22 protein-coding genes are annotated in these 21,897 nt (G+C 37.1%); 3 read left to right on the top strand and 19 right to left on the bottom strand.

All coding sequences use genetic code 11. From position 1 onward, the window contains the following. Positions 1 to 21: 21 nt before the first annotated feature. The 10 genes from AC6UD4_RS02620 to rpsB all read right to left on the bottom strand — a co-directional run bounded on the left by AC6UD4_RS02620 (position 22) and on the right by rpsB (position 12,565). On the bottom strand, positions 22 to 4,332 hold the full coding sequence (locus AC6UD4_RS02620) for a PolC-type DNA polymerase III (RefSeq protein ID WP_500693844.1): 4,311 nt from the start codon (positions 4,330 to 4,332) through the stop codon (positions 22 to 24). 55 nt (positions 4,333 to 4,387) lie between these two features. Beyond that, positions 4,388 to 6,094 carry a proline--tRNA ligase gene (locus AC6UD4_RS02615; RefSeq protein ID WP_500693845.1) on the bottom strand — a complete coding sequence of 569 codons (1,707 nt, stop codon included), beginning with the start codon at positions 6,092 to 6,094 and terminating at the stop codon, positions 4,388 to 4,390. Between the two features lie 18 nt (positions 6,095 to 6,112). Beyond that, positions 6,113 to 7,384: an RIP metalloprotease RseP gene (gene rseP, locus AC6UD4_RS02610; RefSeq protein WP_500693846.1), complete on the bottom strand. Its 1,272-nt coding sequence runs from the start codon at positions 7,382 to 7,384 to the stop codon at positions 6,113 to 6,115. Positions 7,385 to 7,408: 24 nt separating this feature from the next. Beyond that, positions 7,409 to 8,197: a phosphatidate cytidylyltransferase gene (locus AC6UD4_RS02605; RefSeq protein ID WP_500693847.1), complete on the bottom strand. Its 789-nt coding sequence runs from the start codon at positions 8,195 to 8,197 to the stop codon at positions 7,409 to 7,411. A gap of 10 nt (positions 8,198 to 8,207) precedes the next feature. Beyond that, positions 8,208 to 8,945 (bottom strand): undecaprenyl pyrophosphate synthase, encoded by a 738-nt coding sequence (gene uppS, locus AC6UD4_RS02600; RefSeq protein WP_500693848.1) that lies wholly within the window; start codon positions 8,943 to 8,945, stop codon positions 8,208 to 8,210. 53 nt (positions 8,946 to 8,998) lie between these two features. Then, positions 8,999 to 9,412, bottom strand: a complete 414-nt coding sequence (locus AC6UD4_RS02595; RefSeq protein ID WP_500693849.1) for a hypothetical protein — start codon at positions 9,410 to 9,412, stop codon at positions 8,999 to 9,001. 20 nt (positions 9,413 to 9,432) lie between these two features. After that, positions 9,433 to 9,996, bottom strand: a complete 564-nt coding sequence (gene frr, locus AC6UD4_RS02590) for a ribosome recycling factor (protein ID WP_500693850.1) — start codon at positions 9,994 to 9,996, stop codon at positions 9,433 to 9,435. A 1-nt stretch (position 9,997) separates the two neighbouring features. After that, positions 9,998 to 10,720 (bottom strand): UMP kinase, encoded by a 723-nt coding sequence (gene pyrH / locus AC6UD4_RS02585; RefSeq protein WP_500693851.1) that lies wholly within the window; start codon positions 10,718 to 10,720, stop codon positions 9,998 to 10,000. 127 nt (positions 10,721 to 10,847) lie between these two features. After that, positions 10,848 to 11,729, bottom strand: coding sequence for a translation elongation factor Ts (tsf, locus tag AC6UD4_RS02580; RefSeq protein WP_500693962.1), 882 nt, complete (start codon positions 11,727 to 11,729; stop codon positions 10,848 to 10,850). Between the two features lie 80 nt (positions 11,730 to 11,809). Further along, positions 11,810 to 12,565, bottom strand: coding sequence for a 30S ribosomal protein S2 (gene rpsB / locus AC6UD4_RS02575; RefSeq protein WP_500693852.1), 756 nt, complete (start codon positions 12,563 to 12,565; stop codon positions 11,810 to 11,812). A 220-nt stretch (positions 12,566 to 12,785) separates the two neighbouring features. Between rpsB and AC6UD4_RS02570 the strand changes: the two genes are divergently transcribed. Then, on the top strand, positions 12,786 to 13,484 hold the full coding sequence (locus AC6UD4_RS02570) for an HAD family hydrolase (RefSeq protein ID WP_500693853.1): 699 nt from the start codon (positions 12,786 to 12,788) through the stop codon (positions 13,482 to 13,484). Between the two features lie 41 nt (positions 13,485 to 13,525). On the opposite strand, the gene AC6UD4_RS02565 is transcribed toward AC6UD4_RS02570, so the two are convergent. The 3 genes from AC6UD4_RS02565 to AC6UD4_RS02555 are packed head-to-tail and all read right to left on the bottom strand — an operon-like array spanning position 13,526 to position 15,585. Continuing rightward, positions 13,526 to 14,527, bottom strand: a complete 1,002-nt coding sequence (locus AC6UD4_RS02565; protein WP_500693854.1) for a D-2-hydroxyacid dehydrogenase — start codon at positions 14,525 to 14,527, stop codon at positions 13,526 to 13,528. Positions 14,528 to 14,573: 46 nt separating this feature from the next. After that, positions 14,574 to 14,855 (bottom strand): GIY-YIG nuclease family protein, encoded by a 282-nt coding sequence (locus AC6UD4_RS02560; RefSeq protein ID WP_500693855.1) that lies wholly within the window; start codon positions 14,853 to 14,855, stop codon positions 14,574 to 14,576. After that, on the bottom strand, positions 14,845 to 15,585 hold the full coding sequence (locus tag AC6UD4_RS02555) for a tRNA1(Val) (adenine(37)-N6)-methyltransferase (RefSeq protein WP_500693856.1): 741 nt from the start codon (positions 15,583 to 15,585) through the stop codon (positions 14,845 to 14,847). Before AC6UD4_RS02555 ends, AC6UD4_RS02560 begins: the two co-directional genes overlap by 11 nt. A 96-nt stretch (positions 15,586 to 15,681) precedes the next feature. Here AC6UD4_RS02555 and AC6UD4_RS02550 point away from each other — a divergent pair, with 96 nt between their 5' ends. Further along, complete coding sequence (locus tag AC6UD4_RS02550; RefSeq protein ID WP_500693857.1) at positions 15,682 to 16,326, top strand: lysophospholipid acyltransferase family protein; 645 nt, start codon at positions 15,682 to 15,684, stop codon at positions 16,324 to 16,326. A gap of 12 nt (positions 16,327 to 16,338) precedes the next feature. Here AC6UD4_RS02550 and AC6UD4_RS02545 read toward each other — a convergent pair whose 3' ends face one another. Beyond that, on the bottom strand, positions 16,339 to 16,557 hold the full coding sequence (locus AC6UD4_RS02545) for a YneF family protein (protein ID WP_500693858.1): 219 nt from the start codon (positions 16,555 to 16,557) through the stop codon (positions 16,339 to 16,341). A gap of 69 nt (positions 16,558 to 16,626) precedes the next feature. Beyond that, positions 16,627 to 16,878: a DUF896 domain-containing protein gene (locus AC6UD4_RS02540; RefSeq protein WP_500693859.1), complete on the bottom strand. Its 252-nt coding sequence runs from the start codon at positions 16,876 to 16,878 to the stop codon at positions 16,627 to 16,629. A 147-nt stretch (positions 16,879 to 17,025) separates the two neighbouring features. Between AC6UD4_RS02540 and lexA the strand changes: the two genes are divergently transcribed. Further along, positions 17,026 to 17,661, top strand: coding sequence for a transcriptional repressor LexA (gene lexA, locus AC6UD4_RS02535; protein ID WP_500693860.1), 636 nt, complete (start codon positions 17,026 to 17,028; stop codon positions 17,659 to 17,661). 12 nt (positions 17,662 to 17,673) lie between these two features. Here the strand turns inward: lexA and AC6UD4_RS02530 are convergent, their stop codons facing one another. Genes AC6UD4_RS02530 through citF form a run of 4 tightly spaced genes read right to left on the bottom strand, consistent with a single transcriptional unit; the run spans position 17,674 to position 21,887 of the window. Next, entirely contained in the window at positions 17,674 to 18,858 is a 1,185-nt protein-coding gene (locus tag AC6UD4_RS02530; RefSeq protein WP_500693861.1) for a hydroxymethylglutaryl-CoA synthase, read from the bottom strand. A 46-nt stretch (positions 18,859 to 18,904) separates the two neighbouring features. Beyond that, positions 18,905 to 19,792, bottom strand: a complete 888-nt coding sequence (gene citG, locus AC6UD4_RS02525) for a triphosphoribosyl-dephospho-CoA synthase CitG (RefSeq protein ID WP_500693862.1) — start codon at positions 19,790 to 19,792, stop codon at positions 18,905 to 18,907. Then, positions 19,785 to 20,327, bottom strand: a complete 543-nt coding sequence (gene citX / locus AC6UD4_RS02520) for a citrate lyase holo-[acyl-carrier protein] synthase (protein ID WP_500693863.1) — start codon at positions 20,325 to 20,327, stop codon at positions 19,785 to 19,787. The genes citG and citX overlap by 8 nt, the downstream gene beginning before the upstream one ends. A 60-nt stretch (positions 20,328 to 20,387) precedes the next feature. Continuing rightward, on the bottom strand, positions 20,388 to 21,887 hold the full coding sequence (citF, locus tag AC6UD4_RS02515) for a citrate lyase subunit alpha (protein WP_500693963.1): 1,500 nt from the start codon (positions 21,885 to 21,887) through the stop codon (positions 20,388 to 20,390). Between the last annotated feature and the right edge of the window lie 10 nt (positions 21,888 to 21,897).

Genomic DNA, 21,897 nt, shown 5'->3' with positions numbered 1-21,897 from the left:
CCCAAATAATATCAAAAAGCCCTAGATATCAAACAGACTTAACTGATTTTCATCGGGTAATTCACTTAAGACTCCATTTTGGGTCATAAATTCAATAATGGTTTTAGAAACTTTACCACGTTTAGCAAGATCTTCCTTTGAAATAAATGGCTTATCTTCTCGAGCCGCCACGATTTGTTTAGCAACGTTTAAACCTAATCCAGGAATTGCTCGAAATGGTGCGATTAATTTTTTACCATCAATTAACCACTCAGAAGCGTCCGAGCGATTAATGTCGACCATCTCAAATTCATAGCCCCGCTCCAACATTTCATTGGCAATTTCCAAAACAGTCAAAAGATTTTTCTCTTTAGTGGATGCTTCGGTCCCTTTATCGTTGATTGCCTTAATGCTTGATTTAACTGCTTCTTTTCCATGACTCATAGCCACAATGTCAAAATCATCAGCCCGAACAGAAAAGTAAGCGGCATAGTAAACGATTGGAAAATAGACTTTAAAGTAAGCCACTCTTAGTGCCATTAACACATAAGCAGCCGCATGAGCTCGCGGAAACATATACTTAATCTTTAAACAAGAATCAATGTACCACTGCGGAACACCAACGTCTGTCATTTTATCCTGCCACTCATTCTTAATTCCACGACCATGTCTAACTTGTTCCATGACCTGAAATGAGGTTTCTGAATCTAACCCCCAGTTAATCAAGTCGGTCATGATATTATCACGACATCCAATCACATTCGCAATGGTAGCCGTCCCATCCTTAATCAGTTCTTCAGCATTTCCTAACCAAACATCGGTCCCGTGTGACAACCCAGAGATTTGCAATAATTCAGAAAAATTACTTGGTTTAGTTTCTTCAAGCATTCCCCGCACAAAACGCGTCCCAAATTCAGGAATTCCAAGTGTCCCTGTCTTTGAAAAAATTTGTTCAGGACTCACACCAAGAATCTTAGGACTAGCAAACAATGACATCACACCCGGATCATCCATTGGAATCGTTGTCGGATCAACTCCTGATAAATCTTGAAGCATTCTGATCATCGTTGGATCATCATGTCCCAAAATATCAATTTTTAAAATATTATCATGGATGGAATGAAAGTCAAAATGAGTCGTTTTCCATGCCGCATTTTGATCTTCGGCCGGATATTGTATTGGAGTGAAATCATAAATATCCATGTAATCTGGAACAACAATGATTCCTGCCGGATGCTGTCCAGTAGTTCTTTTAACACCAGTTGCACCCTTAGAAAGTCGATCAATTTCAGCATTTCGAAAACGTTTGCCGGTGTCCCGTTCATAAGCCTTTACGTATCCGTAAGCTGTTTTATCAGCAACGGTTCCAATTGTTCCGGCCCGATATACATTCTTTTCACCGAACAGAACCTTGGTATAATTATGCGCAATTGGCTGGTAGTCTCCAGAAAAGTTTAAATCAATATCCGGGACCTTATTTCCCTTAAATCCTAAGAAAGTTTCAAAGGGGATGTTGTGCCCATCACCAACCATAACTGTTCCACACTTTGGACACTTTTTATGTGGTAAATCAAATCCAGAACTATATTCACCTTTAGTGAAAAATTGCGAGTACTGACATTTAGGACAACGATAATGGGGAGGAAGTGGATTAACTTCAGTAATTCCAGACATAGTGGCAACTAAACTCGATCCAACTGAGCCCCTAGAACCTACTAAATATCCATCCTTGTTACTTTTAGAAACTAATCTTTGAGCAATTAAATAAATAACAGAGAAGCCGTTTCCAATGATACTTTTCAGTTCCTTATCAAGACGCTTCTGGACAATTTCAGGAAGCGGATTGCCATACAAACGATGCGCTGTATTCATCGTTCGATCTCTAATTTCGTCCTCAGCACCCTCCATTTTTGGTGTATACAACTTGTCTTTTAAGGGTTTTACATCATCAATTTCGGAAGCAATTTTATTAGTATTATCAACTACAATTTCTTCAGCTTTATCTTCACCCAGAAAATTAAAATCTTTCAACATTTCATCAGTGGTCCGAAAATGGAGATCGGGTAATTCTTGGCGATTCAGTGGGTTAGCTCCACCTTGAGAATTAATCAAGATCTTACGATAAATATAATCATGAGGATCAAGATAGTGAGCGTCACCAGTTGCTACTAACGGAATATCTAGCTCATGGGCAATTTCATACATATTACTAATAATTTCTTGTAACTTACCCCGATCACTAATTAATCCCTGATCGATTAGTGGCTGATACGCTGCTTGAGGTTGAACTTCAAGATAATCGTAAAACTTAGCCTTATCAAGCGCCTCTTTTTTACCCTTTTGCATCATCGCCGTAAACACTTCACCGCTTGAACAGGCCGATCCAATCAATAGGCCATCCCGAAACTTCTTAAGCTGACTCCTAGGAATTCGAGGAACCCGATAATAATAATCAACATGAGCAAGTGACACCAGTTTAAACAGATTCTTTAAACCAGCTTGAGTTTTCGCCAGGATAATCGCATGGAATGGACGAGCATGCTTATAAGCATCATGTTCCTCCATATGATCATTAAGCTGATCGTGATACTGAATGTTATATTTATCTTCAGCCTCTTTTAAAAAAAGATAATTTAAATGACCAGTTGATTCTGCATCATAAATCGCACGGTGATGGTGCTCTAATGAAACGTCAAACTTTTTAGCTAACGTGTTTAATCGATAACTCTTAAAATTAGGATACAGAAAACGTGCCAACGTCAAAGTATCAATAATTGGATTACTAATCCGACTCATGTCATGGCGTTCGTAACCAGTATTCATGAACCCAATATCAAAAGTAACGTTATGTCCTACAATGATTGCATCACCACAAAACTCACGGAACAACTTAAAGACTTCTTCTTCAGACTTAGAACCAGCCACCATATCATTGGTAATTGAAGTTAAATTGGTAGTTTGTTCAGACAATGGGAAACCAGGATCAATAAACTCCTCAAACTGTTCAATCACATTGTTATTTTGCATCTTTACAGCCGAAAGTTCGATAACCTTATCGTAAATTGCTGATAAACCAGTGGTTTCAACGTCAAAGACAACGTATGTAGCATCCTTTAAAGCAACATGTTTATCGTTATAAGCAATTGGTTCACCATCATCAACGACATTTGCTTCCATTCCATAAATCATTTTAATATCGTTATCAACTGCAGCATGATAGGCATCCGGAAAGGCTTGCACGTCGTCGTGATCAGTAATGGCAATTGCGGGATGACCCCATTTTTTGGCGCGACTAACATAATCACTAATCGAATTAGTAGCGTCCATCTGGCTCATGTTAGAGTGTAAGTGCAGCTCAACCCTTTTTTTATTTTCAGGGGCAGTATCTTTTCTTTCTTCGTGTTTAATTGGATTAATATCATAAGCATTAAGTGTCAATTCATGAGAGTAGTTATCTTCTTGAATGCTTCCACGGACTTTAACCCAATCTCCTACATTTAATGATGCAAATTCTTGTTCTTCGTCATCATTTTTGGAGAATTTTTTAACAACAATTGACGAAGAATAATCAGTAACCTTTAAAATCATCAATTGGCGGCCAGATCGTAATGATCGAATTTCTTTATCAAAAACATATCCACTAACCACGGCGGAACGTTCCTCTTCGGTTATGTCCACCATCTTAGTAATATCAACATCATCTTTGATTTTCTTTCCAATCATTTTAGAATGCTTACTTGGATGTGATTTGCCTGAGGAATTCTTTAGAGCCTGCATCGCCTTTTGAGCCAACTCAACGTCACGTTGTTGTTTCTTTTTCTTTAAATCATCTATTTTTTCTTGAGATGCTGTAGTATCAATCATGGTATGAATGGAAAATTTAGGAAATCCAACTCTTTGATAAGTTGATTCAATTGGTCCCAAAGCATTACCATTTAAAAAATCTTTGACGATTTCATTTTCAGCAAGAAAGGTAACTCGGTCATCAATCAGTTTTGGTAAATTATTATTACATAATTCATGCGTTAAATTTGAAGTAATTCCAGCGTGATTTACAACCCATTGCCAATAATCACCAAGCTTACGATTATCAAAACCACTATTCTTAGTTTTAATCTCGAAATCTACCTTAGCAATCCCATCGAAGGCCACACCCAAATGATGAACAAATTCTATAAACTTTTCGTAAGGCATAATCTCTGGTAGTACCAAATGAAAATGCCATCGATTTGATTTCTGATGGACATCGATTTTGTCAATTTCAGCATTTTGAAAGTAAGATTGATCAGCTGAATCTTCTAATTTAATTTGCTGAAGTAATTTACTAAATAATTCTTTTTTATTTAAACTCACTTTGATCCTCTCTTTCATTAGTTTAAAAAAGACCAGTTAAAACCTGGTCTTTAATTTAAATCTCTTTAGACAAAATATCAATTGTATTACTTAAATCATCTTGTTTAGTCTCAATCGTTTCGCCAGTTTTACGAATTTTAACTTCTACAATTCCTTCATCCGCCTTTTTGCCGATTGTAACCCGAATTGGAATTCCAATAAGATCAGAATCAGCAAACTTAACCCCGGCACGTTCCTTACGATCATCAACCAAAACAGATAGTCCTTTTGATTCCAATTCTTTTTCAATTGAAGATGTCATCTCTAATTGCTCATCATTTTTAACATTCGTTGGGATAACATGAACATCATATGGAGCAATTTCTTTTGGCCAAACTAATCCATTTTGATCAGCTTGCTGCTCTGAAACTGCCGACAACAAACGACTGACACCAATTCCATATGAGCCCATGACAACCGGGATATTACGACCATTCTGATCGAGAATATCAGCACCCAATGTTTTGGAATATCGTGTTCCCAATTTGAAAATATGACCAATTTCAATTCCCTTGGTAAACTTCAATACTCCGCTACCATCAGGAGAAATGTCTCCTTCTTTAACTAAATGAAAATCCCCAAAGTCTTTTACTTGGTAATCACGGTCGTAATTAACGTTTTTATAATGCTTCCCGTTTTTGTTAGCCCCAGTAACACCATTACTAATACCTTTAACATACTGATCAGCATAAACAGAAACGTCATCTGGAACATTAATTGGTCCAACCGATCCAGGTTTAACGTCTAAGTATTTAGAAACCTCAGTTGGGCTAGCAAGTTCTGCCGAATCAGCATCAAAATAATTCTTAACCTTTGTTGGATTAATTTTTTGGTCTCCCCGAATCAAAATCATTACTGGCTTACCATCAACGATATAAAGTAAACTTTTAATAATCTGATCTTTTTCAACATCAAAGAACTTACTAACTTGATTAATGTTATTAACATCTGGAGTGTCAACTAATTCCAAATCATTTAATTCTTGATGTCCCTTTTGATCAACAAACATATTCGTTGCCATCTCCAGATTAGCAGCATAATCACTATCATCCGAATAGACAATCGTATCTTCACCAACCGCAGCAGGAGCAGAAAATTCTTTTGAATCGGAGCCACCCATTGACCCAGAATCACCAATGATGGTCCGATAATTTAACCCAATCCGGTCAAAAATTCTCTGAAACGCTGCTTCCATTTGTTTATAAATCTTATCCAAATCATCATCATCTTCAGAAAAGGAATAGACATCGAGCATAATAAACTCTCGACTACGCAACAATCCATAACGTGGCCGATCTTCATCACGATACTTAGGTTGAATTTGATATAAAATTAAAGGAAGCTTTTTATATGATTTGATATTATTTTTAATTAGATCTGTAAAAGTTTCTTCATGTGTAGGACCCAAAATAAAATCCGTATCATGTCGATTTTTAAATTTAAATAGTTCGGGACCATAAGTGTCATATCTACCCGAATCTTTCCATAATTTAGCTGGAATAACTGTGGGCATCAACATTTCTGCTGCATCGGTTTTATCTAATTCTTCACGAACAATTTTTTTGATGTTTTCAAGCACGCGATATGCCAGTGGTAAATATGCATACATACCTGCCGAAACCTGCCTAACGAATCCAGATCGAACTAGCATTTTATGACTAAGAGCTTCAGCTCCCGCTGGATCTTGTTTTAAAGTTGGTATCAATAATTTTGACTGTTTCATTTTATAACCCCTAAAGTTTTATCGAATAAAGTATCGCTCAATATCATTCCAAGTTACCAGTACCATCAATACTATCAGAATGGCAAAACCAATGAGCGTAATGATCGTTTCCGTTTTTTCCGAAACTGGTTTTCTTCTAATTGCTTCCACAATATTTAATAATATTTTACCACCATCCAAGGCTGGAATTGGTAACACATTTACAATGGCTAAATTAATGGATAAAAATGCTAAAAAGCTCAACAGTCCTAAAAAACCGCCCTTGGATGCGTTAGACGTCTCCGCAAAAATGGCAACTGGACCACCTAAGTCATTTAAAGAAAAATGGGTAAACATTGAACCCAACACACCAAACAATTCAGTTGTCATATCCCAGGTTCGAGTAAATCCAGAAAACAACTTAGCTGAAAAACTAGTGTCCATCGCCTGCTGAACTCCAATCATACCAACTTTTTGCTTCTGAATGGTTTTGGCTTCAGTCGTCATTGAAATATTTTTAACTTTTCCATCATGCTTAACCGTTAAAGTTACTTTTTTATCTGGGCGCTTCTGAATCAACGTGCCGATATCATTCCACGTGTTGGTTTTGTGACCATCAACAGCCAAAATATTACTATTATTTTGCAGACCAGCTTTTTTCGCAATTGAAACTTGTGGCGACAGGTTAACCTTGTTTGAGTTATTAGGAACTCCACCTTGCATGAAGGACAAAAGCATAAATGCCAAAATTGCCAAGACAACGTTGTTAAAAATTCCCGCGCAATTTACCAAAAGTCGTTTATACAAAGGTGCTGACTGAAATTGAACGTCAACCGGCGCGATTTGAACCTCGATCCCATCTTTTTCAATAATAGTAGCATCGTGATCAACAGAAAACTCTTTTTTCTCAGAATCATCACCATTTTCGTATCCTTCAATCCAGAGACCCCCTTCTAGATCGGATCCCGACACATCTAGTGGTATTCCTTGAAACAGTTGGCTTTTATTACTCAAATCAATTCTAGTAACAACACCTTTGCTATTAGTTTGAAGCCGAACTGGAGTCCCTGGCTGAATTTCTTCATCCTCATCATCACTACTTCCAGCCATTCGAACATATCCACCAATAGGCAGTAATCGTAGTGTATAAGTCGTGTGATTATGTCGATAGTAAAACAACTTGGGACCCATTCCAATTGAAAATTCACGGACCATGATTCCTGACATTTTAGCCACGATAAAATGACCAAATTCATGAACAAAAACTAATATTCCAAAAATGATTATGAAACTAATAATTGTAATTAACAATAAAGACCCAGTCCCTTCCAGATATTACACAATTCCAAATAAATGTAGTAGTGGTAGAACAAATAATAAACTATCGAATCGATCTAATATTCCACCGTGGCCTGGCAAAATCTTGCCGGAATCCTTAACTCCATAATAACGCTTTAAAGCTGACTCAACTAAATCACCAAATTGACCAAAAATGGAAAGAACAATCGTAATAAAGAACATACTTACAGTACCAATCCCATCAATTGGGAAAAAGCAGACAAAGATTGTACACAAAATGGCTGCTAGTGCTGTACCGCCAATCGATCCCTCCCAAGTCTTATTAGGAGAAATATGAGGTGCCAATTTGTGCTTTCCAAATGCCCTTCCAAAAAAGTAGGCACCAGAATCAGTTAACCACACAATAAACAAAGCGTACAACAGGGTTGTTAATCCATCAGTCCGGGCTTCAATAAAGTAATGAAATCCAAACCCAATGTACAAAATTGCCAAGGTAAAGACCCCAGCGTCATCAAAATTGAACTTATTTTTAGAAAATACGGTAAATAACATCAATAACATTATTAAAATGTAAATTGCAAATGGAGGCTTAATCCACAATGGTAAAAATGATAACCAGTTTGTCGGGATAATCATAGCAATTGTCGCAACAAACGCAATTAGTGTCTCTGGAGACACTAAAAGTCGTTTTTTCATAATAAAAATTTCTGCTAGAGCAATCAAACCTAACACGATAGCGGCTAAATCAATCCATATTCCACCAGCAATGATAATCGGTATAAAAATAATCAAAGCAATAACCGCTGTGATAATTCTCTGCTTCATAATAAATCTCCTATTTTGCGTCCAAACCACCAAATCGACGGTGACGCTGTTGAAATTGTATAATTGTTTTTTCTAGATCGGCAGGTGTGAAATCAGGCCAGTACTGATCAACAAACTCTAATTCACTGTACGCAATTTGCCATAACAAAAAATTAGAAATCCGTTCTTCACCACTAGTTCGAATCAATAAATCAGGATCAGAATATTCACCCAAAAAAGCGGTCATCAAATGATCTGAAATTGTCTGATCAGAAATTTCATCAACATTTATATTACCCCTTTTTACATTTTGCGCAATTTCCTTAACGCCACGCACAATCTCGTCACGACTACCGTAATTTAAAGCAAAATTCAAAACCATCCCGGTACAATCCTTAGTATCATCAATTGCGTCATAAACTGCTTTTTGGGTTCTTTTAGGTAATCCAGAAATGTCACCAATTGTCGTAACCTTAACATTATGTTTAATGAGGCTCGGAACAAAATCATCAAAAAATTTAGCTGGCAAACTCATCAAGTAGCCAACTTCCTTTGCGGGTCGCTTCCAGTTTTCAGTAGAGAATGCGTATAACGTTAATACTTTAACCCCAAGATTACTTGCTTTGGTAGTAATATCTTTTACTACTTCCATTCCGCGCTTATGGCCAGCAATTCTAGGTAAGTGTCTTTTTTTTGCCCAGCGCCCGTTTCCATCCATAATTATTGCAATATGATTAGGAATGTTTTTTATATCCAGTTCGTTAGTCATTTGAGTACCTCAATACTTTTACATAAATAAAGGATGAGAGAATCCTCATCCTTTTACTTTACTAATTTCCATTCTCCACGACCTGCGTCAACCAAAGTATTAAAATACTTTAAAATCTTATTAGCGTCTTCTGGGCTCTGTTCCCCGAGTTGATTCAATCCCTCACCCGTTGGGATTGGCTCTGACAGATCTGTAATCTCGTTTCCATTCTCAATCGTCGCTTTTGAGAAAGCAATAATCCAGTCATTTTCGATCAAGGGAGAAACTACAAAAAATAAGTTAAAGTCATCATTAATATAAGCGGGCATCACGTACACATTATCTTGAATTTTCTGTAATTGATTACCATCATAGTCCAGTGCACGCAGGTTTCCTTCGTTAACTGGCTGTTTCAAACGAAATGCCATGTGATCAAACTCAGGTGTGCCCGGTGTTACTTCTTTTTCGTTATCATTATCATCAGCCATTAGAAAAACTCCCCATTTTATTAACCATTAAGAATCTCGTCTTCCTTTTTCGAGATAATGTCTTCCACTTCAGAAATTGACTTATCAGTGATTTTTTGAATTTTGTCCTCCAAATTATGAGACTCGTCATCCGTAAAATCACCATCTTTGTTACCCCGTTTAGCAGCGTCCATGCCATCACGACGAACATTTCTAACTGCTACTTTACTTTCTTCACCAGTTGCTTTAACTTTTTTCGCAATTTCTTTTCGACGATCTTCTGTCAACTGTGGGATCACAATTCGAATATTGTCACCATCATTCATCGGATTAATTCCAAGGTCAGCCTCTAAAATACCATGCTCGATGTCCTTTAACGAACTCTTATCATAAGGTGTAATTAAAATTACACGCGGTTCTGGAATTGAGATTGAAGCGACTTGGTTTAATGGCGTTGATGCCCCATAATAGTTAACTCTAACCGGACTTAATAAACTAGCATTAGCACTACCAGCTCGGATGTTTCCAAGTTCCCGCTGTAAGGCTTCCTCTGCTTTTTTCATTTTTGACTTAGTTGTGTCAATAATTTCATTTGAACTAGGCATATTATTTCCCTTCCACGATTGTTCCAATTTTATTACCTTGAACAACCTTCTTGATATTGCCAGGCTTATTTAAATTGAATACCACTAACGGGATATTATTATCCATCGAAAGTGAGCTTGCAGTAGTATCCATAACATGTAAGCCTTTGTTAATGATATCCATTTGCGTTAATTTCTCATACTTTTTAGCATTGGGATCGGTTTTAGGATCAGCTGAGTAAATTCCGTCAACTCCGTTTTTTGCCATTAAAATGGCATCAGCGTCAATTTCAGCAGCACGGAGGACTGCCGTAGTATCAGTTGAAAAGTACGGATTACCAGTACCTCCGGAAAAAATCACAATTCGTCCCTTCTCTAAGTGGCGAACTGCTTTACGCCGAATGTAGGGTTCTGCAATTTGCTTCATTTCAATCGATGTTTGAAGCCTAGTCGGAACATCCACTGATTCAAGGTTATCCTGTAAGGCTAAACCGTTCATAATGGTCGAAAGCATCCCAATATAATCGGCTTGAGATCTTTCCATTCCCATTTCTTCACCAGCTTCACCACGCCACATGTTTCCACCACCGACAACGATGGCAATTTGAATCCCTAAGTTATAAACATCTCTAATTTCTTCAGCAATCGTCTTGATAACGGGGGGATTAATTCCAAATCCTTTATCACCAGCAAGAGCTTCACCGCTTAACTTTAAAACGATCCGTTTGTACTTTAAATCTGCCATCAGATTTCCTCCAACAATATAAATTAACTACGATAATTTTAGCATATATTAACGTATAACAACAGTGCCCTGAAGTTAGGTATACCAAAAAAGCCAGTGCATTTAACACTGACTTTTTGCTGAAATATTATTGATTCATTTGTTGTTTAACTTCATCAGCAAAACTTTGAGTATCTTGTTCAATACCTTCACCAACTTCATATCGAACAAAGCCTTTTAGTTTACCATTATTTGATTCAACATATTGTTGAACAGACATATCAGGATCCTTAACAAAAGGTTGATCAGCTAAACTAATTTGAGCTAAGAATTTCTTTAAACGCCCATCAACCATCTTTTCAACGATCTTTTCAGGTTTACCCTCACTTAGAGCTTCCTTTTTAAGAACTTCACGTTCATGCTGCAACCGATCTGAAGGAATTTCATCTTGAGTTAAGAATTCTGGGTTTTCAGCAGCAACATGCATGGCAACATCCTTAGCAGTATTGTCATCTCCACCTTGAAGTTCAACCAAAGCACCAATTTCTCCACCATTATGAAGATAAAAGCCAAAACTATCATCATCATTTTTATTAAAGGTCTTGAAACGACGCAATTTGATTTTTTCACCAGTAACTTGGGTGGTATTAATGATGGCATCTTCGACGGTCCCATCGTTTAATTCAAGTTTCATTGCTGCATCTAAATCTTTAGGCTGATTTAAAGCAATTGCATCAGCAACAGCATCAATCAAATCCTTAAAGTCATCATTGCTGGCAACAAAGTCCGTTTGCGAGTTAATTTCAACGATCGCAGCCTTGTTATCATGAACAGCAACTCGAGTGAGGCCACTGGCAGCCACCTTTCCACTCTTCTTTTCAGCCTTTGCAACCCCATTTTCTCTAAGAATATCAATGGCTTTCTTTTCATCACCATCGGCGGCAACTAAAGCCTTCTTAGCATCCATCATACCAGCACTAGTCTTGTCACGTAACTCTTTAACTTGTTTAGCAGTTACTTTTGCCATAATTGTGATCTCCTTTGTTTTAATAAAAAACTGACTTAAATTAGGCCAAAAGGGTCTAAACAAAAGTCAGCCTATCACTTTAATTATTTAGTTTCTTCGGATTTTTCATCTTTTTGGTCAGCATTTTTATCAAAATCTTTTTCGCTAACTTCATCTTCACCCTGTTTACCCTCAATAATAGCATCAGCCATTGTTGAAGTAATCAATCTGATGGCACGAATTGCATCATCATTAGAAGGAATAACATAATCAATTCCATCAGGATCAGTATTAGTATCTACCATTGCTACAACCGGAATATTAAGCTTTTGAGCTTCATGCAAAGCAATTTGTTCCTTATGTGGATCAACGATGAACATTACATCCGGAATCTTAGGCATATCTTCGATACCGCCTAAGAATCTTTCAAGTTTGTCGGTTTGCTTCTTAAGCAAAGCAACTTCCTTCTTTGGTAAACGTTCAAAAGTGCCATCTTGAGCCATCTTTTTAAGTTTCTTCAAGTACTTAATTCGTTTTTGAATCGTGTTCCAGTTGGTAAGAGTACCACCTAACCAACGATGGTTAACGTAGTAAACACCAGCACGTTTTGCTTCTTCTTCAATTGAATCTTGAGCTTGTTTCTTAGTACCAACAAAAAGAATTACAGCATCATTTGCTGCTTCATCCTTCATAAAGTTGTAAGCACGGTCAATGCACTTAACCGTCTTTTGTAAATCGATGATATAAATACCATTACGTTCAGTAAAAATGTATTTCTTCATCTTAGGATTCCAACGACGAGTTTGGTGACCGAAATGAACACCAGCCTCAAGTAATTGTTTCATTGTAACTACAGCCATAATTAGCCTCCATATAAAAGTTTTTTCCTCCCTAGAATTATGCAAGGAACTCAAATGAGCACCGCCTTACAAAACCTTCTAGGTGTGTATTGGTAATTAACACCAAGGATTAGTATACAAAATATCAACGTAAATAACAATAATATTTTGAGATTTAATCAAATCTTGCGTATAATATTAAAAATGTGTTACGGTTCTATGTATCTGAGGAGGAGTTTAAATGATAAAAGCTGTCGTATTTGACGTCGACGACACATTGTATGATCAAAAGCGGGTTTCAGAAGAGGCCTTTTTTAAGACGTTCCCTAATCATCCAATTATTGACTCAGCTACTTCATTTAAAAATTTTCAAATTCAAAGTCCCTTAGTTTATTCCAATATAATGTCTGGAACTTACAAGCAAAATGAACTAGTTTATCAAAACATCAAAAATGGTGTTAACGATCTTGATCCGGATAAAGAAGAAATTAAACATTTTAAGAAAAACTATCTAACTTGTATTAAAGAAATTTCATCTTATCACGATCTTTTAAAGACAATCCAAATGTTGTCAAATGATTTAAAAATTGGAATTATTGCTAACGGATCCAGTCAATTCTTAAATAACGAACTAAAGATCCTTGGATTAGATGATTACATTGATCCTAATTACATCATTGCTTCAGAGTCAGTTGGCATGTTAAAACCGGATCCTAAAATTTTTACCGTTATGAATCATAGATTAGATGTAAGACCATCCGAAGTAGCTTACATTGGCGATTCATTTACTGGTGACATCATTTCAGCCAAGCGAGCTGGTTGGCATGCCTTTTGGTTCAATCACCGCAAAAGGTCTGTTCCAGAAACAAACTTTGTCCCAGATCAAACGGTAACTTCTCAAAATGAGCTTTGTGAACTTTTAAAGGCTCTATCAAAATAAAAAGCGCACTTCATATGAAGTGCGCTTTTTATTTTGATTTCCTATTTAACTTCAACTGAATTATCGGACTTACCGTTTTTAATCAATTGAACGTTTGAATCGAGTGCAATTTGAACCATGTTTTTAACCGCAGGCTTCGTGTAAAATGCAATGTGTGGAGTGATTAAAACATTATCCCGTTTCATCAAGTTCTTCAGTCTGTCATCTGGGATCTTATCAAAACTTCCAAAATCAACATTGAAAATACCCACTTCGTTTTCGTACACATCAAGAGCAGCTCCTGAGATCTTGCCACTGTCAAGGCCACGAATCAAAGCATCAGTATCAATTAAACTTCCACGGGCAGCATTGATAATTTTGATTCCATCTTTCATTTGCGCAATTGAATCATCATTAATCATATGATCATTTTCTTTTAATGCTGGGGCATGAAGCGTTATAATATCAGAATTTGCATACAATTCTTCAGGGGTATCAACGTAAATTCCCTCTTTTTTGAGCTCAGGGTTTGGATAAGGGTCATAAGCAATCACTTTGGCACCAAAACCTTGAAGGATTTTAACAACTTGGCGTCCGATTCTCCCAGTAGCATAGACACCAACGGTTTGCTTGTTCATTTCGTCAGCAATATCTGGAGCCCAGGTCATGTTACCATGGCGTTCCTTATCTTCAAACTTTTTAGTATGACGAAGTAACCGCATCATTTCTGTAACCGCTAATTCAGCAATAGCAGCTGGTGAATAAGCTGGAACGTTAGTGACATTAATGCCATCACGTTTAACAGCATCAGCATCAACATTATCCACCCCAACGTTTCGAAGTGAAAGTGATTTAATGCCAAAACTAGCTAATTTGTCTAAAATATCAGCAGTATAAGGCTTTTGCTGGTATGCAACCACACCATCAAATCCCTTTGCTTCGTCGACAGTGTCATTATCCAATAATTTTGATTCTGCTTTTACTTCAATGTCTGGATGAGCCTTATCCCATTGTTCTAAGTATGGTCGTTCATCGTCTCTAATTCCATATGCAATGATTTTCATAACTTAGTCCCCCTTTTCTTTTCACCATAATTATAACACCCAACCACTAATTACCCCAAAGAGTCGAGTCAATTCCATGGCTAATTAGAAAAAATTCTTTTTTTCTCCGAGTTTGATGCTTAAAAGCGTATTCTGCTTTCATGGCACTCCTTTTATCATTAAATTTTTCGTAGTACAGTAGCTTTAAAGGTCGCCTAGTTTTAGTATATTTGGCCCCTTTCCCAGCTTGATGAACCGCTAATCTACGATAAACGTCATCGGTAAACCCACCGTAAAACGTCCCGTCACAACAAAGTAAGACATACATATAGTAACTTTTACTTTCCATACAACATCTTTTTAACCTCTTTTGAATAACTACCATGGTCATAAACCGTAATAGGGTAATCGACTTTTAAACCAGCATTTTTTCCATCTTTAATTGCAGATACCAAAATCATGTTAGAATTCTTTCCCTCTTTAGGGTAAATAAATTGAATTTGCTTCATTGCTAGTCGAAAGTTAGTCATTAAGTTCATTAATTCATGTAGGCGATCAGGACGATAAACCATGTAAAGTTTCCCACCAGTTTTTAAAAGCTCACTACTAGTTTTAATAACGCTTTTCAAATTAGTTTTTACTTCGTGTCTTGCAATCGCTAAATATTCATTCGGATTTTTTTTACTAGTCGGAAGATTTGAAAAATACGGAGGGTTAACCGTAATAGTATCAACCTCATCTTTGCCAAAAATTGTGGTAGCATTAGCTAAATCATCATTATAAACGGATATCTGATCCTCTAAGCCGTTCAGTTGAACACTCCTAGTTGCCATATCACTTAGACGTGATTGAATCTCGACTTCGGCAATCTTACCATGTGTTTTTTTGCTTAAAAACAAACCAACGGCACCATTACCAGCACATAAATCAACCAAAAGACTATTCTTATTGATCTTAGGCTGAGCAAAATTAGCAAGCATTACGGCATCCAAAGAAAATGAAAACACACTTGGACTTTGAATGACTTTAATGTCCTGACTGTAGAGTTGGTCAATTCGTTCATCACCAATCAAGTTCACCTAGTTCACCACCATTTTTTAAATTTAACTTGTCACTTTTACCGTTAATAATATACTATTAAATTATACATCTTAAAAAAAGGAGCTTAAAATCTTTTGTGGTACTCGTTTTTATTTACAGTTGGCCAATTCATTTTAAGAATTATAAATGGACCAATGAATGTGATGCACAAGAATCGTATCCCAGACGGAAATTACGTGTTAATTGCTCCCCACCGGAGTTGGTTTGATATGATTCTAATTGCAACGGTAATTCGCCCTAAACAGTTGTGTTTCATGGCTAAAAAAGAACTATTCAAAAATCCAATGCTGGGATGGTTTTTGCGGCACGTCAACGTATTTTCGGTTGATCGTTCAAATCCAGGAATTTCAGCAATTAAAATTCCAGTTAGAACACTGAGAAAAACCAATCTATCACTCATGATGTTCCCGTCTGGTACGAGGCATTCCAAAAAACTCAAGGGCGGTGCAGCACTGATTGCCCAACTAGCTGGAGTGCCCCTGGTACCAGTTGTTTATCAGGGGCCATTGACCCTCAAAGAAGTTTTCAAACGCCAGAAAGTTTCAATTAACTTTGGTGATCCAATTTATATCAACAAAAAAGAAAGATTGGATGATAAGAATCAAAAATTAATTGAAAATCAAATGCAAGCCGCCTTTGACAAGCTCGATGATGAAATTAATCCCAACTACGTGTACATTGATGAATCAAAACCGCATAATAAAAAAACGTCGAAGTAATTCGACGTTTTTTTAATTTTGATGATGTTTCATTGCGTTCATCATTTGGTTAAGTTTCTTTTGTGATGGCTTTTGTCCCATCTGAAGCATCATCGCTTTAAGTTGTTCCTGGTTGATTGGTGGATTATCCTTCAAATACTTTTCCATGTACTTACGAGCACCGAAGAAGCCAATTAGTGCACCAGCTAGTAAAGCCAAAATCACTATTAAAATCCAGATCCATGTAGACAAATCATTGACCTCCCTTCAAGCCTTTTATTATTATTTTACACAATTAGCAAGGTTTTGAAAAGATTGGAATCAATCGTCTCGCAAATTTTTCTTTCGCTGAGATTCCTTGACTTTGTCTGAAGTGATTTCGTTCCCTTTTTTATCATAGACCTTAGTCATTTCAATCTGACTTTTAAAATTAGCCTTGAAACGATCTAAGTACTCTTTTCGTAACTTCTTCTGTTCTTCTTTTTCTTCTTCAGATAAACCTTCGTTTTTTGATTTTTTAGATAATTCGTTAATTCTTGGAATGAGTTTTTCTAATTCTTTATCTTCAGCCATGTTAACCTCTCCCTTCATCTGATATCATAATATCACGAAATAAAGCGTGAAAACAAGGATTTGTACACGAACAAACGTTTGCAAAATTCCGTTTTTGTGGTATTCTTATTTTAGCTAAAAACCAATTAGAAAGCACAGAGGTGCCTTATGTCGCAAGCATCACAAACAAAACAACATGATATTCTCGAATACATTTGGAAACAAGTTCGTGATCAAGGATACCCACCAACCGTTCGAGAAATCGGCGAACACGTTGGATTATCGTCAACTTCAACGGTCCATGGTCATCTCGCTCGTTTGGAAAAGAAGGGCTATATCATCAAGGATCCAACTAAGCCGCGCGCCCTTGAAGTTACTTCTGATGGAATGAACTATCTTGGTGTTTCTCAAGAATCAAAGCCGGACGAGATGCCCTTACTTGGAACCGTTGCTGCCGGAGAACCAATTCTTGCGGTTCAAGACGCAACTGATTATTTCCCAATTCCAACCGAACTCCAACGAAGTTCTGATTCACTCTTCATGCTTACCATTAGTGGGACAAGTATGATCAATATCGGAATTTTAGACGGTGATCAGGTAATTGTAAAACGCCAAAATACCGCTGAAAATGGTGATATTGTTATCGCCATGAACGACGAAAACGAAGCCACCTGCAAACGATTCTTTAAAGAAAGTGACCATTTCAGACTCCAACCCGAAAATGATGACATGGCACCAATTATTTTAAAAAACGTAGTCATCTTAGGTAAAGTTGTCGGTTTATATCGAATCGGCATTAAATAAAAACCATTCACTTCAAAGTGAATGGTTTTTTTCTTGATTTAAATACTGACGTTTACCTTCTTTAACACCAGAAAAGACAAATTTAGCAGGATCATTACTTAGATCCAATTCATAATTATCATCCAAAAGACTAGGCAAACCATTGAATATTTGTTCATACTCTTCAATTGATAATTTCTTTCGACTGTCTAACAGCTCATTCATTAACTGTTTTCGCTTTTGATCTCTAAAGTTATCTTGTAATATTCCGGTATAAAACTCGCCCTGAGCCCCAGAACCATAACTAAACACGCCAACTTGGTCTCCTACCTTTAAATCTGAAGAATTATCCAGAAGTGAAAGAAGACTTAAATATAATGATCCAGTATACAAATTACCAACTCGTTTACTGTAAATTCGACTAGCCTCAAATTCTCTTAACAATTTCTCCTGTTCCCTAACTGAAACTTCAGGAAGAACTTGGCGTAATGCTTTTAACCCCATCTTAGTGTAAGGTAAATGAAAAACAATTGCCTTTAAATCATTAAAAGTAAGACCATGTCTTTTTAAATAATCATGAACGGTTTCATTAAAAAATTTTTCATAAATATCATTTGAGTAGTGTCCATCCACAAGGGCCTCAGTCTTTCCAATTGGCCGCCAAAAATCCATAATATCTTGAGAATAAACACTACTATCATCGCTTATAGTCATAATACGTGGGTTACTCGACACCGTCATGGCAACTGCTCCACCGCCTTGTGTAACCTCGCCAGCAGTTTGAACTCCGTATCTAGCAATATCAGATCCAACCACTAAAGCCTGCTTATCGGGATGCAAGTGAACATAGTCTTTAGCCATCTGTAATCCTGCAGTTGCTCCATAGCAGGCTTGTTTAATTTCAAATGCTCGTGCGTGTGAACTCAATTTTAACAGGTTTTGAACATAAATTGCTCCCGACTTAGAGTTATCAATTCCACTTTCTGATCCAAAAATAATTAAATCAATCTTATCTCGATTTTCTTGACTTACAATTTGGTCCGAAGCATTGGCTGCCAACGTAACAGAATCTTGGGTGGAGGGAATGACAGCTTGTTGAGTTTGTCCGATCCCAATTAAATACTTGTTTGGATCTTCATCACGCGCTTTGGCTAAATCCACCATATCAATAAAATAAGTTGGGGTATAAAAGCCAATTTTATCAATTCCAACTTTCACTAATACCACTCCATTTTCAATTTAATTTTCTAAACGTCACTAATGTTTAAAAATGATCAGTTATCTTACCAAAAAAGATGGTTAAAATTAATAAATCAGCTGAACCACCTAAGCTTAAATCTTGATTATCAAAGTTTTCACACATTTTTTCCAGTTGTTCTTTAACTAGAGCGGAATTAAAAGCTTCAGTGTTTAAAATTGAAGTAACCTGCCTGTGTACCTTTTCAACGATTTCAGGCGATCCAGCACGTTTAATCAAATTACTATCTTGACTATGAGCAACAATGTTAAGTAACGCTCGAAGGATCTTTTCATTTTTATTTCCATTAAAAGCGACCAAAGCTGGCAAGCCATGACCTGTCACAGTTTTGAATCCAGCCTCGGCTTCTCCACGAATTCCTGTCATCCCATATTCTAAAAATTGGTGCTCACCAGCGGTTAATTTGCTAGCAGATTTTCTTCTCACCTGCGAAAAGTCTGATTTAACGATTCCAGCAGTCATAGTTTTTTCTACATTAATTATATCTCCAAGTGTAAAGGAAACCTTAGACTGAGAAAGATAGCCTAGTGCTGCAACAATAATTCCCATTACGAAGATTGCACCCTTATGGGTATTGACACCGTTAGTCTCCCTAAACATGTTTTTTTCAGCTTTAATTCCATCAGGTCGAATCAACTTCAATAATTGACTTAAGTCATCACTTAAAAAATTTTGTCCTCGTAAAAAAGCGGTTTCAAAATAAGGACGCATTGTAATAATGCTGTCAATGAACGTAAAGACATCCATATCAGGATGAGATTTATGAGAAACTGGATCAACCAGTCCTGGTTTTGGATTAGAAACAACTTCATCTAACATTGATTCCATCACAGCGTTAACGGTTTTATTTTTTTGACAAATTTTAACTTTCCAATCCATTACCGCATTATTCATATCCGACATTCCTAAAATATATCTCGCTAATTTTTCGTTGCAAATCAGACACGGAATGAGTACGATTCCTAGCGCATTCTTTAGCATTTCGATCACAAATCAGACATCTTCTGGGTCTCATTTTGACATCAGTCCGGGAGTAATGAGAATGATTATGATCCATTACGTCAATATCAAACAAACGTCCTAAACGATCATGATCTTCAAAATGAATTGCTCGTTTCTTCAAAACAAGCCCATCACCATCAACCACCAAAAACCGTTCTTTTCCCGCATCAGTGTTCCACCCCATTTTATCGATAATTTTCATATTGTACAACTGCGTTTTAAAGAATCGCTTATAGCCAACATCAAATAAGTTCATGATTTGTGGGTTGTTCTTGATGGGACCCGGAATATTTAACTTGATTGACACAATCGTATCCCTTGGATACTGCTCCTTTAATTGAGCCTGTATGTGTGCCCGTCTGTCTTTGTTAGCAAGTACAGCTGGGATCCCCTGCACTTTCCCAGTTAAAAAAATATTATCTTCCAACTTATCAAACTCCTTAAAAAAACGGCTCCATCTGCCTTACAGATAGCACCGTCTTTAAAATTAATCTTTTACTTGTCGAATTGAATCAATGATCGTTCCATCCCGATACTCAACCAATCCAACCGTCTTATCAGTATACTTCAGTGGTTCTTCTTTGCCGACGATCTTTTCAGCTTTTTCAGCTAATTCTTGGATGCTGTATACATGCAAACTCGGAACATCCTTAAATTGCTTAATCAGGTCTGGACGATTAGGATTAACGGCGATTCCAAATTCGGTTACTAAGACATCAATCGATTGCCCTGGAGTAACAGCTGTACTAATATGATCTACCACCGTTGGAATGCGACCTCGTACCAGTGGAGCACAGATGATTGTCATCTTAGATGTAGCAGCATCCTGATGTCCACCAACCGCTCCTCTAATTACGCCATCAGAACCAGTTAACACATTAACGTTAAAATCAGTATCAATTTCCAAGGCACTTAAGACCGCAATGTCTAACTGAGCGACCATTGATCCTTTATTATCAGGATCAGCATACCATGACGCATCAATTTCCTGTTGGTTTTTGTTGTTCTTCATTGAATCAGCAGCGGCTTTATCAAAGTCTTGAACATCCATTAACTTATCAACTAATCCCTCTTCAAGCAAATCAACCATTGGTTTAGTAATTCCACCCAAACCAAACGAGGCATGAAGATGATTATCAAGCATTGCTTGTCTTAAGTAACGAGTAACGGCAAGGGCAGCTCCACCAGAGCCAGTCTGAAATGAGAAGCCATCTTTAAAGTACGGTGAATTAACAATTACTTGATTGACCGCTCTAGCGATGGTCAAATCTTTTGGATCCTTAGTGAACCGAGTAGCGCCAGAGCCAATTTTATTAGGATCACCAACTTTATCCACCTTAACGACATAATCGACTTGTGTTTGTCGAATTGAGGCAGGGGTGTTGGGATAGTCCACCACATTATCAGTTAATAAAACCACTTTATTAGCATAAGCTGCGTCCATTAACGCATACCCTAGTGAACCAAATGCGGCTGGACCTTCCATCCCGTTAGCATTACCACAACAGTCAGAATTAGGAACCCCTAAAAAGGCAACATCGATTTTGATATCACCGTTTTCAATGGCACGAGCACGGCCTCCATGGGATCTGAAAATCACTGGATTTTTAAGAATTCCATGAGAAACTTCGTCACCCAATGAACCACGCATTCCGGATGTGGTGATGTTAGTAACGGTTCCATTCTTGATGGCTTTAATTGCCATATCATTCATTACGCCGGTCAGTGAAGAAGGTGCTAAAGTTAGATCTTTAATTCCAAGGTCCATGATCGCCTTCATCACAAGATTAAAGATGTAATCACCATTACGTAAATGGTGATGAAATGAGATGGTCATCCCATCCCTCACGTTATCTTTAACAACCTGCTTTAAATCATCCTTTAATTTATCATGTCCATCTTGAACCTGGACTTTAGGAGCCGTTCTTTGAAAGACCGGGTTACCAATCCTAGTGGTTTCAAATGGTTTAAAGTGCAGTTCATTCATTAATTTATCG

The sequence above is a fragment of the Fructilactobacillus sp. X3R5C2 genome (assembly GCF_059901175.1).
The sequence above is the reverse complement of the archived record's forward strand: the minus strand, read 5'-3'. Positions and strand labels throughout refer to the sequence as shown.

Bases quoted from the DNA above. Each gene is read 5' to 3' on its own strand.
- AC6UD4_RS02615 (WP_500693845.1), bottom strand. From the start codon at position 6,094: ATGAAACAGTCAAAATTATTGATACCAACTTTAAAACAAGATCCAGCG.
- AC6UD4_RS02605 (WP_500693847.1), bottom strand. From the start codon at position 8,197: ATGAAGCAGAGAATTATCACAGCGGTTATTGCTTTGATTATTTTTATA.
- uppS (WP_500693848.1), bottom strand. From the start codon at position 8,945: ATGACTAACGAACTGGATATAAAAAACATTCCTAATCATATTGCAATA.
- AC6UD4_RS02595 (WP_500693849.1), bottom strand. From the start codon at position 9,412: ATGGCTGATGATAATGATAACGAAAAAGAAGTAACACCGGGCACACCT.
- frr (WP_500693850.1), bottom strand. From the start codon at position 9,996: ATGCCTAGTTCAAATGAAATTATTGACACAACTAAGTCAAAAATGAAA.
- pyrH (WP_500693851.1), bottom strand. From the start codon at position 10,720: ATGGCAGATTTAAAGTACAAACGGATCGTTTTAAAGTTAAGCGGTGAA.
- rpsB (WP_500693852.1), bottom strand. From the start codon at position 12,565: ATGGCTGTAGTTACAATGAAACAATTACTTGAGGCTGGTGTTCATTTC.
- AC6UD4_RS02570 (WP_500693853.1), top strand. From the start codon at position 12,786: ATGATAAAAGCTGTCGTATTTGACGTCGACGACACATTGTATGATCAA.
- AC6UD4_RS02565 (WP_500693854.1), bottom strand. From the start codon at position 14,527: ATGAAAATCATTGCATATGGAATTAGAGACGATGAACGACCATACTTA.
- AC6UD4_RS02560 (WP_500693855.1), bottom strand. From the start codon at position 14,855: ATGGAAAGTAAAAGTTACTATATGTATGTCTTACTTTGTTGTGACGGG.
- AC6UD4_RS02540 (WP_500693859.1), bottom strand. From the start codon at position 16,878: ATGGCTGAAGATAAAGAATTAGAAAAACTCATTCCAAGAATTAACGAA.
- lexA (WP_500693860.1), top strand. From the start codon at position 17,026: ATGTCGCAAGCATCACAAACAAAACAACATGATATTCTCGAATACATT.
- citG (WP_500693862.1), bottom strand. From the start codon at position 19,792: ATGAATAATGCGGTAATGGATTGGAAAGTTAAAATTTGTCAAAAAAAT.
- citF (WP_500693963.1), bottom strand. From the start codon at position 21,887: ATGAATGAACTGCACTTTAAACCATTTGAAACCACTAGGATTGGTAAC.